The organism is Microcoleus sp. N9_A1, assembly GCF_036701795.1.
Lineage (GTDB): Bacteria > Cyanobacteriota > Cyanobacteriia > Cyanobacteriales > Microcoleaceae > Microcoleus.
Map to the genome: position 1 here is coordinate 18,535 of NZ_JAUBRI010000020.1, position 12,192 is coordinate 30,726.

Sequence of the window (12,192 nt, forward strand, 5' to 3'; positions counted from 1 at the left end):
ACTGGTTAACGCGCGATCGGCAATATCAGCCATAACACCCGTAAACCCGCCCCGACTGGGAACTTTTAAGGTCGAAAATCCGCCAAAGCTTTCAATGCAAATTGTGGCAAAGCCAACATCCTGCGCCAGCGCCAAGGTTCTTGATAAAGCCGGTACAACCATTCTAAATGATTGTCGCAAAACCAAGCCGGCGCGCGGTCTTTTGTTCCCGCCCAAATATCGAAACTGCCGCCAACTCCCACCCAAATTGACTGCGGACAAAGGTGTCGGTTCTTCGCAATCCAAAACTCTTGACGAGGCACTCCCAAGCCGACAAAAATGATTTTTGGCTGCATCTTTTTGAGGCAGTCACAGAAGTCTGTTTCTTCATCAGCAGAAAGATAGCCGTGTTGAGCAGAAATCGACAATTGATCAACTTTTTGCTGCCAAGTTTCTGCCGCCTTCGCCGTCACTCCGGGCGCACCTCCAAAGAAAAATATCGGTTCGGAGTTCGGCAATTTTCCGGCCTGTTGTAGCAGCGATTCTGCTAGTTCAATTCCCGGATAGCGCTGTGCCGGTTTGCCGCGCATTCGCAAATACAGCACTACTCCCGAACCGTCGGGTATTACGAGTTCGGCAGAGCGAATTACATCGGCTAAAGCTGGGTTTTGCTCGGCTTGCATCGCCATTTCAGCATTCAGCGTCACGACGTGACTTCCTAACCCTTGATGCAGGCGCTGCATCAGCCAACCTGCATAATCATCTAATATGTGAACTGGTAGTCCCAGCACTGAAAATTGCGGGCGCGATCCATCCATATTTTTTTCTTTGAGATTCCTACACACCTAGTTATTTAAATTAGCTTAGATTGGCGATCGCCCCTACACAAGTCTGGAACGCCAAAAACCCGATTTTTGCCACCAAAAGTCTGTTAAGTCATCATTCCGTGGCCGATAAACCGGGTTTTGTACGAGACGCAGTACGTCACTGACTTAGAGTTTTAGTCGAAATTGCGCGCGAGCGAAGCTATCCCGTAGGGAATCGCCCGTTAGCGTTCAATTTTCTTGACAGAGCCGTCAGCGTACCATTCCATCGGTACCAGCTCAATTTTACCATTAATTTTGACTGTAGAGTAAACGATTTTCACGAAAGGAACGTTGTTGTTATTGTTGTTGCGGCTAGACATGACAATCACCTTGTTATGTTTGAAAAACTTGAGAAGTGATATAATTTCTGATATATTTAAAAGTCTATTCACCGCAATTCGGCTCGCATCAGGAAAAAAAGGAACACGAAATGGCGATCGCAACAACCCAGCGGCAAACCAGGTTAGATTATTACTACCAGCAAATCAAAAACGTCATCCTCAAGCGCCAGAACCCAATTACCGGTTTGCTGCCGGCGAGTACCGCCGTTAACGCTCACGGCGACTACACCGATGCCTGGGTGCGCGATAACGTGTACAGTATTTTGGCAGTTTGGGGTTTGGGTTTAGCTTACCGGAAAATCGACGGCGATCGCGGTAGAACATTTGAACTCGAACACAGCACAGTCAAACTGATGCGCGGTTTGCTGTTTGCGATGATGCAGCAATCAAGCAAAGTAGAAAGCTTTAAAAATACTCAATTGCCGCTAGATGCCCTGCACGCTAAATACAATACTCAAACTGGCAGTATTGTTGTCGGCGATGACCAATGGGGACATTTACAGTTAGATGCTACATCTATATTTTTGTTGATTCTTGCTCAAATGACGGCTTCGGGATTGCATATAATTTTTACAATCGATGAAGTCAATTTCGTGCAAAATTTAGTTTACTATATTGGTAGAGCCTATCGCACACCAGATTATGGAATTTGGGAAAGAGGCCATAAAATTAATCGTGGCAATGCCGAATTGAATGCCAGTTCTGTTGGCATGGCAAAAGCAGCGCTGGAAGCAATGAATGGATTAGATTTGTTCGGAGTTAACGGTTCTCAAGCATCTGTAATTCACGTTTTACCCGATGAAATTGCCAGAAGTCGCATCACTTTAGAATCGCTTTTGCCTCGCGAATCTAGTTCCAAAGAAGTAGATGCCGCTTTATTAAGTGTGATTAGTTTTCCCGCTTTTGCTGTGGAAGATAAAGAATTAGTAGAACGGACTCGCAATAAAATAATCGACAAATTGCAGGGAAAGTACGGCTGCAAAAGGTTTCTGCGGGACGGACACCAAACAGTTTTGGAAGATGCCGATCGCCTGCATTACGAACCGACAGAATTAAAGCAGTTCGAGCATATAGAATGCGAGTGGCCGCTATTTTTTACTTATTTGTTCTTGGACGGCATATTTGAGGGAAATCAAGCCCAAGTCGAAGAGTACCAGCAGCGTTTGGAATCTCTAACAGTCGATCGCGCTGGTGTGCCACTTCTACCAGAATTGTACTACATCCCCGCCCAAAATATAGAAGCAGAAAAATTAAATCCCCGCAGCCAGCAGCGCCTACCCAATGAAAATGTTCCCCTAGTTTGGGCGCAAAGTTTGTATTTTCTCGGTCAATTACTCAACGAAGGATTAATCGCAGTTGGCGATATTGACCCCTTGGGAAGACACCTGTCAGTGGGTGGGCACAGAGAACCTTTAGTGCAAATTGCCCTGTTAGCTGAAGACAAAGATTTGCAAGCAGAATTAGCCACCAACGGTATTGCAGCGCAAACTCCAAAACAGGTAGAACCAATTCAAGTCCGCCAAGCCAAAGAATTATCCGCTATTTACGCGGAGATTGGACGCAACGATTCACTAGGCTTAACAGGCCGCCCCGTGCGCCGTTTGCGGAGTTTGACGACTTCCCGGGTGTTCAAAATTCGCGGAGAGGCGATCGTATTTCTTCCCTCATTCTTGGACAGAGAAGAATTTTACCTAACTCTAGACTACCATTTTCTAGTATCTAAAATTCAAAGCGAAATAGCTCACATTCACCGCCACTGGTATCAGTTGGGACGACCCACGGTAACGCTGATGCTGACTCACGCGATGCTCGAAACCGGCCGCGAAGCACTGCTGGAATTGATGAAGCAACTCCGCGACGGAAACTCAGGAAATACGCCTGTTAAACTCGGAAATCTCAACCAGTTAATGCTGACCGCTGGCACAGAGAGAATAGATTTCATGCAATATTTTGAATTCACTGAATCTCCAGTGACGGGTGCAGTAGAAACCCCCACATACCTGAGTTACAATCCCGAAAAAACTTGGCCATTGGGTCACACCCAAGAATTTAAATTAGAGTGTGAGACTAATCCTCAATTATTGCTCACCAGCCTGCGAAACTCAGAGAATTTGTACGAACAAATTGAGTTGCTGCATACGCTGATTCGCCTCAAAGGATTAAACTTTGATACAGGATTTGGTGGTGCGGAAGCAACTGTTGAAGTTGTGGATTTACTCAACGAAGTTTATACGAAAGCTGGAGAAAGTTCGCAATCAAAAATTCAATGGGCCGTTGTCCGTCACGCTGCTGGATTGCTGGACAAAGTTGATATTAGCTTGTCGGATGCGGTAACAGACATTTTGGTGAAGCAAAAACAGATTGCTGTCGGGAAAGCCTACAGCGAAGATTCGCTGATTTCGCGGCCTGGTTCTTACACGGAAATCATGGACAAAATTCGCGAATTCTGTGGAGAAGACGTTCGCGATAGAGTTCTCACTCAAGAAATTCTGATTTACTTAGGTTTGCTAATTAAAGCGGAACCGCAGTTATTTAAAGGGTTGCTAACTCTGAGAGTGAGTTACTTTATTTTGCTGTTAACTAGCGAATTAGCCCGTGAATTGCGAGTTACGCAAAATGAAGCTTACGAATATTTAATGCAGCTAAGTCCCTTTGAAATTAAAAATCGCCTGCGCCAAGTATTGGCAGAATATGAGGAAATGAATCAAATCCTCAAACAGCAAGAATCACTGCGTGTCAAACAGCCGGAAAAAGATATTGAATGGGTAGTCGCGCCCGTGTTTGAGGAACCCAAAATGCCTGCGGGTGGATGGCGGCGCAAGCGGCAAATGGAAGGTGCAGTCAACCGCGTACCGAAGGATTTTTATCCGAGTGTTTGGGGATTGCTGCGGCACTGCAAAGGCTTGATTATTGGCGATAAATTAGAGCGTCGAAATCGCTTAGATAGCGATATTATTTTAGCGGAAATGACCCCCGGCGAAAAGAATTTCGCGCTCCAAATCGAGCATTTGCTGAACAAAATTGTAGCGCCGGAATACCGACAAGTCAATATTGAGGCGCTGATGGAGTTGGCGGCGATCGCGCAGCGCAACCCCGAATTGAAAGTAGAAGAATACATTGTTTTAGATGTATTAGTGGGTCACGCGGTGCGGCTTAATTGGCTGGGAAGACACTCGGAAAGAGCGGACAGGTACGATGAAGATAAGGCGGCGGCTTGGCAAGGTTTTTACAATACTTCGCCCTACGTTTGCGCGAGTCACGTACTGGATGCTTTCCGGTTCTTGACGAAGTTTGGATAGATTGAGGGCGGGTGGTTAATACAATTCTCGATCAACCTTTTTGTAGTAAGAACTTCAGTCCTTTCATTGCAAACTCATCAGCAAGGGCTAAAGTCCTAACTACAAAGTTATTACATCTTTGCAACAAGTCAAGTAAACTGAATATTTGCAGTAAAATAATGTCAGCTATTAGCTCAATTACACGCGCCATCATCAAAGCATACTTAGAAGTTTTCATCGAAAATCTTGTCAATGAATACAGAGGACGGCTAATACCAAAACTTGATATTCCAGCAGCATATTTATCATGCAAATCCTCTAAAGGTCAATTGAAACCGTTTCAGGCTGCTATTATGCCCTCAGAATTGCTGCGAATTAACGAGTTTGAAAGAGGTTTCAGCAGCAGCTTGGGCACAACTTATGAAGAATGTGCAAAACTCATTGCTTTGGAACATCACCAAGAAGCAAGCAGAAGCTATGAAATTTCTGGCGAAGTTAGCATAGAGGCTATCCATGAAATTGAGCGTCAGATAGCGCTATTTGAGCAGTCAGCCGACAAAAATGCAAATAAACCTGCTTTTGAAGAAATGATAGAAGCTGTTCTTGAGGCTCCCAAAACTAACCATTTAGTTACGCGATCGGTCACAGTCAAAGCAGATTTGTACGTGCTATCCCGTGACGGGAGGAAATTTTTCTTTGAAATTAAAGGGTCAAAACCCAACAAAGGACAATGCTTGGAGGTAATTCAACGACTGCTGAGATATCATTTACTGTGCGGACTGTCTCGCCCTGATGCTCAATCTTACTATGCTATGGCTTACAATCCTTACGGCCCAAATCGTTCTGATTATAAATGGTCAGTGGCAAGGAAGTATACACCCTTTGAACAAGCTGTAATTATGGGACATGAGTTTTGGAATATTATAGGGGGAGAGACTGCTTACGAAGAACTTTTGGATATATATCAAGAAGTGGGGCGGGAGAAGGGTAAGCATATGCTTGATGCTCTTGCTTTTGGATTTTAGTAAAGCACGAATTTATTCTCAGGTTTCTCTTTGAATTTAAGTAATATTTAAAGCAGAGTTTAGGAGCAATAAAAGTGTCAGAGCAACTTCATGAATTATTAGCATTTGTTTTAGAGAAAGAAGTGGGAATGCCTGCCAGCAAGTCTCGCTCTTTCGCCAGTCACTTTGCGGAGTTAGAAGAATTTTTCAACTTACAAGCAGAAATACTCATAAATGGAATCAGCAGCATCTCTGGCAAAAGACTGCTCAGATTTACTTCCGATGAGATTGAACGCATTTTAGCATTTACATCTTCAGGTAAGCTTTCGCTGCAACTTACTATAGCCGAAAATTTTATAGCTAGTATCTGTCGGGACTTCACAAGGCGACAGTTAGCTATGGTTGACAATCTAACTTTAGAAAAAATTCATCCCAACCCATTTTTAATTAGGGCGTTAAATCTTGATACTCCAGCAGAAGTTGTCAGGCTTAATGTTTATATGGCGGCTACTAGGTCTATTGTTACTTCTATGGGGTTTTTTATTGAAAAACTATTGATATCTTGCTCTGAAAGTGCTGAAATTCCACCGGAAGAGTCAGGATGGGATGCAATCAAAACTACCAGTGATGGCGATCGCTGTTGGATACAGGTCAAAAGCGGCCCGAATGATATGGATAAAGACCAGATAGTATATTGGGCTGACAAAATTCAGGAAAAAATTAATGCAGGCGATCGCGCTTATATTGGTATAGCTTACGGCAAGAGAACTAATAAGACTGTAACTTTTGGTCTGCTGAAGCAACTTCTGCCGAATTCTGAAATGAGCACTTTGATCGGTCGAGAACTGTGGGATTTTGTCAGTGAAGATACTGATTTTACTGTAAATTTGTTTGAAGTTTTGCGTCAATCTGCTAGTCAAGTTTTAGCACAAAGTTCTATAGCTGATGCTATAGAAAGGTGTAGCGATCAACTAATTGATGAATTTATAGGCAAGTACGGCGAGGGAAGTCAAGGTGTTTTTAACTACATCGCAGATATATTTTAGATCCAGCGGTTTTGATTTGCAGGAGAGGATAATTCGTAGTAGCGCCGCAGCGCTACTACAAACCCCAAACTACAAAACCCCTTTAGAACTCGGAATCCCACTGGCGCGCCGAGGATCGACTTCCACCGCCATCCGCAAAGCCCGCGCAAAGGCTTTGAACGCTGCTTCCACAATGTGATGAGAATTTCCGCCCTGCAACTGTCTGACGTGCAGTGTCATCTGAGTGTGGTTCACTACCGCCGAAAAAAACTCTCTCACTAACTCGGTATCGTAAGTGCCGATTCGCTGGTTGGGAATTTCCAAGCTGTAACTTAAGTGAGGCCGTCCCGAAAAATCTAGCACTACTTCAATTAATGCTTCATCGAGAGGGGCGATGAAGTGGCCGAAGCGAGAAATGCCCGATCGATCTCCGACAGCTTTTGCTAGCGCTTGGCCCAAGGTAATTCCCACATCTTCGTTGGTGTGGTGGTCGTCAATCGCCAAATCGCCGATCGCCTGTACGTCCAAATCGATCAATCCGTGAGAAGCAATCTGCTGCAACATATGGTCTAAAAACGGAATCCCCGTAGACGCTTTGCAAGTTCCCACACCGTCGAGATTCAGGCTGGCGGTGACATCCGTTTCCAATGTCGTGCGTTTCACCAACGCCGCCCTGGCTGGTTGAACCGAACTTGCAGGAGGTACTGGAGGGCGATCGATTATTTCCATAATTCCCAATTTGTCATTCATAGTTATTGATAATTAGTAATTTGGGATTAGCACTTTTGTAGCAGACAACGGACAGTTATTGACAGTTGACTGTTGGCAAATTTTGCTGTCAACTGTTAACTATCTAAAAACTTCGCTGACAACTGTCAACTGTCAACTGTCAACTGACAACTGTCAACTGACAACTGTCAACTGTTTAAAAGCTGTTACATTCCCATGATTTCGTAACCAGCATCGACATACAAAACTTGACCTGTAATCCCGCTAGAGAGATTGCTGCACAGAAAAGCCGCAGCATTTCCCACTTCCTGCTGAGTCACAGTCCGCCGCAGCGGGGCCACTTCCTCAACGTGGTGGATCATGTCCAGAATGCCACCAACTGCTGAGGAAGCCAGAGTCCGAATCGGGCCCGAAGAAATCGCATTTACCCGAATATTTAACGGGCCGAGTTCCGCCGCCAGATAGCGAACATTCATCTCCAAGGCTGCCTTAGCAATTCCCATGACATTATAATTAGGAACTACCCGCACGCCACCCAAATAAGTCAGCGTGATAATGCTGCCGCCCTCCGCCATCAGCGGTTTAGCCGCAGCACAAAGCCGCACCAGCGAGTAAGCACTAATATCCAAAGCATTGGAGAAGCCTTGGCGGGAGGTGTTGGTGAAATCTCCTGAAAGTTCGTCCTTGCCGGCAAAGGCTAAGCAGTGAACCAGGATATCTAACTTGCCCCATTTGTCGGCGATGGTTTGAAAAGTAGACTCGATTTCGCTCTCGTTTTGGACATTGCAGGGCAGATACAGAGTGGGATTGAGCGGTTCTACGAGTTCGGCTACTTTGCGCTCGTGCTTGCCTTTCTCATCCTTCAAAAAAGTGATGCCGAGGTTGGCCCCTGCTTTGTGAAGCTGCTGGGCGATGCCCCAGGCGATCGAGCGATTGTTGGCAATGCCCGTAACAAGAGCATTTTTTCCGGTCAAATCTATCATCTATATTTCTTCTCGAAGCAACTTGCACCGTTCTCGTGAGCTCTATGCGACAACCCCGCCAGTTTAGACACAACTGATTCAGATTTAACTGATTGAGAGACAATTGAGAGACAATTGAGATTAATTTGGTTGTGGAGCTACATGGGGGCGGAATTGAAAAAGTTAAGAGAAGGGCTAGATTTAATCATACAGCGTGTGTTTACCTTAACATGAGATGGAAGTAACAGAATCCCTGCGTATTGGAGGTTGGGCAGTATATTTACTCAATAAGGTTAATCGACAAGTTATAAAGTATTGATTAGTACAAAGGATCTAGTCGTGACGCATGATAGACCGCTAGCAGCCGTGTTCCGCCAAATCAGCGGCGGGGCGTTTCCACCCATTGTGGAAACCTTTGAACGGGGCAAGACAATTTTTTTCCCTGGAGACCCGGCTGAGCGCGTCTACGTTCTCATTAGAGGTGCTGTGAAGCTCTCCAGGGTTTACGAAGCAGGGGAAGAAATTACAGTGGCCCTCCTACGCGAAAATAGCGTATTTGGGGTGCTGTCTCTGATTACGGGACACCGATCGGACAGGTTTTACCACGCGGTAGCCTTTACGCCTGTAGAGTTGATCTCGCTGCCGATCGAACAAGTCGAGAAGGCTCTCAAGGAAGACGCAGAATTGCCTATGGTTTTGCTGCGGGGACTTTCTTCTCGGATTTTGCAAACGGAGATGATGATCGAAACCCTCGCACACCGAGATATGGGTTCGAGACTCGTCAGCTTTTTGCTGATTCTGTGCCGGGATTTTGGCGTGCCCGGTACGGATGGGATTACGATTGATTTGAAGCTGTCCCACCAGGCGATCGCCGAAGCGATCGGCTCGACGCGGGTAACTGTGACTCGTTTGCTGGGGGATCTCAGACAAGAAACTATGATCTCGATCCACAAGAAAAAGATCACTGTCCACAACCCGGTGGCCTTAAGCCAGCAATTCACTTGATGCCGAGAAAGTATAGGATTTTGGATTTTGGATTTTAGATTCAATCCAAAATCCAAAATCCAAAATCTAAAATCGGAATGACTGCTGGATACATCCTGGTATTTGTAATTTTAGTGTTGGGGGGTGTGATCGCCACTGTCAGCGATCGCCTTGGGACGAAAGTCGGCAAAGCAAGGTTGAGTTTGTTCAAACTTCGCCCCCGCGACACTGCTGTTGTGGTGACAGTGATGGCCGGCAGCATCCTGTCGGCCATTACTCTGGCCATTTTGTTTGCTACCAGCAAGCCTCTGCGAACCGGGGTTTTTCAAATAGACGAGATTCAAAAAAGGCTCAACCAAGCCCGCAGAGAACTCAAAGACACCACTCAAGAAAAAAATCGAGTTGAAACTGAATTAGATGGAGCCAGAGCCGCTCAAGCGCAAGTTAAAGCCAATTTAGAGCAAATTAATCAATCGCTGCAAGCTGCTAATGCTGAGCAAGCTCGGACACAAACAAAATTAAACTCGCTGCGGGCCCAGCTCAACAGCGTGCAAGCAGCCAAGTCTAAAACTGAACAGCAGTTAAGTCAGGTAGAAGCGGCTAAATCTAAGACAGAAGCACAGCTCAGCAGCGTGGAAGCGGCTAAATCCCGCACCGAAGAACAATTGAAACTGGTTGAAACGATCCGATCGACTACACAAGCTCAGCTCGATCGCACTGAGAACCAATTGAAAACTGTTTCCGCTCAAAAAACGACTTTAGGCTCGGAAATCGCCCAACTGCAAGAGGAACGCCAACAGTTAATCGAGCAACGAGAGCAGGTAAAAACTCAAATTGCCCAGCGCGATCAAGAAATTGCCAAGCGAGACGCAGAAATTGCCCAGCGGGACAAGGAAATTGTCTATCGCAACGAACTAATTGCCCAGCGGGACAAAGAGATTGCTCAGCGGGCGCAAAATCTGAGCGAGCGCGATCGAACTATTGTAGAGCGCGACAAAGTAATTGCTGAGAGGGAAGCACTGTTAGAAACCTTGGCACAGCAACAAGTTCAACTCGAACAGCAACAAACTTTATTGCAGCAGCAAGTGCAAGTTTTGGAACGGGACTTTCAGGCAATCCGCGAGGGTACAGTTGCCATCAGGCGCGGTCAAATTTTAGCTGCAGGCGTCGTTCGCATTGTCGAACCCGGTATGGCAAGTGGCGCGATCGATCGACTCTTGCAAGAAGCAAATAAAACCACCGTCGGACTGATGCAGCCGGAAAATAGGAAGGTTAGAGACCAGGTTATTCAAATTACTAAAGCAGAAATCGATCAACTAATTAGTCAGATTAAAGACGGTGAAGACTACGTGGTGCGAATTGTCGCCGGCGCTAATTACCTGCGGGAAGAAAAGCTAATTAAGGTATTTGCAGAAGCAGAAATCAATCGAGTAGTTTTCCGCGCTGGAGATGTGATTGCAGGGGTTGCTGTCGATCCGGTGACTTTAACCGACGAACAAGTGCGGCAGCAGTTGCTGCAATTGATAGAAGCTTGTCAATTTCGCGCTCGCCTGATCGGCGTTGTCGGCGGTAGAGTCCAAGTGGCCGACAGTCAGATTGAAACTTTAGCTGGTTTTATCGAGCGATTGCAGCAGTACGAGAAACCGCTGGACGTTCAGGCGATCGCCACAGATATCACTTACATCGCCGGCCCGCTTAAAATAGATTTAGTTGCTCGTGAAAACGGAGCCGTTGTTTTCCGCACCGGACAACAACCACCGGCCGGCCCAGATGTGAAAGTTAAGTAATAAGTGCGATCGACATATCGAATTTGAGGAAAAATTTTGGGCGATCGAATTACAATTTTGCTTGACATTTTCGCGCCCTTGACATATCATTAAATCATGGGAATCCGTGCCGCCATATATATAGCAATCGTAGGGTGCGTCGCCACCAAAAATCTGCAAGCACCACCAACAATCTCACAGCGACGCACCGCACCGCTAAGAAGGCAAAGAAAGAAACTAAGAATCGAACCCTGAGATATTGACATCACAGAACAAAATTTTGCTCAATTCATAGCATTTGTAATAATTATTGTAACAGTATATTGTTGAGTTTGTCTATCGTACAACTTGGCGCTTGATCGGAAAGATCATAAGTCGTCTTCCCATGATTTTTGGCTTACTTTTTCAAGCGATGTTTTGCACATATCCCTCTTTCTTTGATATCTTTCCCAGCGAGCTTTCATGGCATCCTTTCTATTTTCCTCCATATACTGCTTGTACTGCTTATAAAGCGTCGGCAAATTTTCAACTTCTTGATCGGAAAGACCATAAGTAGTTTTCCAATAGTTCTTGGCTTCTTCATGCAATGTTTTGTGGCCAATCTCCATCTGTCTTTGATATCTTTCCAAGCAAGCTTTGAGGGCATCCTTAAAAGCTCCATCCCTGTCACGATGCCATATTGGGCGAAACACACCAAACCTGCGCTCGCTCTTATCTTCACAAAAACGCCCATATATTGACTCAATGTGTCGATGAAAACCGGGGTTGTCTCGCTGGATTGCGTTAATGTACCGATCAACATACTTAATCCAGTCATACAAAATAGCATCACCGACACTATAAGCGACTACTACGTCACTGCCACCTGGCTCATAAGAAAGCAGGTTTATCCTACTTTCCCTTGGGCATGGTCGAACAATTTTCATTAATTCAGGGGGTAAGCCGTGCATCTCACTAGAGAAAATTGCCTCTATTATTCCTCTCTCAGTACGAAAACGCTCTGTAGCTGATGGAATTTGAATATTCTTTGCATGATCCAGATGTACTCCCACTGGATATTTAGACGATTGAGTTTGATTGTTACTCCGCATCGCCTGTTCACGTAGAGATTGTCTCTGTATTTGTTCTTGCTCTTTTACTTCATTTCGCTTACGGATTTGTTCATCATAAAATTTATTCAACGCCTGTTCACGTAGAGATTGTCTCTGTATTTGTTCTTGCTCTTTTACTTCATTTCGCTTACGGATTTGTTCATCAT

General features: G+C 45.4%; 9 protein-coding genes and 1 pseudogene. 5 read left to right on the forward strand and 5 right to left on the reverse strand.

Annotation, left to right across the window (positions count from 1 at the left end; genetic code table 11):
- Positions 1 to 65: 65 nt before the first annotated feature.
- Both QUA58_RS11920 and QUA58_RS11925 read right to left on the reverse strand, forming a co-directional pair.
- Positions 66 to 797: a WecB/TagA/CpsF family glycosyltransferase gene (locus QUA58_RS11920; RefSeq protein ID WP_333394211.1), complete on the reverse strand. Its 732-nt coding sequence runs from the start codon at positions 795 to 797 to the stop codon at positions 66 to 68.
- Positions 798 to 1,027: 230 nt separating this feature from the next.
- Positions 1,028 to 1,165: a hypothetical protein gene (locus tag QUA58_RS11925; protein ID WP_265233086.1), complete on the reverse strand. Its 138-nt coding sequence runs from the start codon at positions 1,163 to 1,165 to the stop codon at positions 1,028 to 1,030.
- A 110-nt stretch (positions 1,166 to 1,275) separates the two neighbouring features.
- Here QUA58_RS11925 and QUA58_RS11930 point away from each other — a divergent pair, with 110 nt between their 5' ends.
- The 3 genes from QUA58_RS11930 (at position 1,276) to QUA58_RS11940 (ending at position 6,514) form a co-directional block, all read left to right on the forward strand.
- Positions 1,276 to 4,485: a glycoside hydrolase family 15 protein gene (locus QUA58_RS11930; RefSeq protein ID WP_333394213.1), complete on the forward strand. Its 3,210-nt coding sequence runs from the start codon at positions 1,276 to 1,278 to the stop codon at positions 4,483 to 4,485.
- 158 nt (positions 4,486 to 4,643) lie between these two features.
- The gene (locus tag QUA58_RS11935; protein ID WP_333394215.1) at positions 4,644 to 5,489 is read left to right on the forward strand and encodes a TdeIII family type II restriction endonuclease; all 846 of its coding nucleotides are present in this window, start codon (positions 4,644 to 4,646) and stop codon (positions 5,487 to 5,489) included.
- 74 nt (positions 5,490 to 5,563) lie between these two features.
- On the forward strand, positions 5,564 to 6,514 hold the full coding sequence (locus tag QUA58_RS11940; protein WP_333394216.1) for a PmeII family type II restriction endonuclease: 951 nt from the start codon (positions 5,564 to 5,566) through the stop codon (positions 6,512 to 6,514).
- A 69-nt stretch (positions 6,515 to 6,583) separates the two neighbouring features.
- Here the strand turns inward: QUA58_RS11940 and hisB are convergent, their stop codons facing one another.
- Positions 6,584 to 7,222 (reverse strand): imidazoleglycerol-phosphate dehydratase HisB, encoded by a 639-nt coding sequence (gene hisB / locus QUA58_RS11945; protein WP_333250081.1) that lies wholly within the window; start codon positions 7,220 to 7,222, stop codon positions 6,584 to 6,586.
- A gap of 206 nt (positions 7,223 to 7,428) precedes the next feature.
- Positions 7,429 to 8,205, reverse strand: coding sequence for an enoyl-ACP reductase FabI (gene fabI / locus QUA58_RS11950; RefSeq protein ID WP_333250037.1), 777 nt, complete (start codon positions 8,203 to 8,205; stop codon positions 7,429 to 7,431).
- 318 nt (positions 8,206 to 8,523) lie between these two features.
- Here fabI and ntcA point away from each other — a divergent pair, with 318 nt between their 5' ends.
- Together ntcA and QUA58_RS11960 are read left to right on the forward strand one after the other, a co-directional pair.
- The gene (ntcA, locus tag QUA58_RS11955) at positions 8,524 to 9,189 is read left to right on the forward strand and encodes a global nitrogen regulator NtcA (RefSeq protein WP_445243642.1); all 666 of its coding nucleotides are present in this window, start codon (positions 8,524 to 8,526) and stop codon (positions 9,187 to 9,189) included.
- A gap of 77 nt (positions 9,190 to 9,266) precedes the next feature.
- On the forward strand, positions 9,267 to 10,955 hold the full coding sequence (locus tag QUA58_RS11960; RefSeq protein ID WP_333394217.1) for a DUF3084 domain-containing protein: 1,689 nt from the start codon (positions 9,267 to 9,269) through the stop codon (positions 10,953 to 10,955).
- 347 nt (positions 10,956 to 11,302) lie between these two features.
- Here QUA58_RS11960 and QUA58_RS11965 read toward each other — a convergent pair.
- Positions 11,303 to 12,192, reverse strand: a pseudogene (locus tag QUA58_RS11965) (hypothetical protein); the annotation flags it as partial.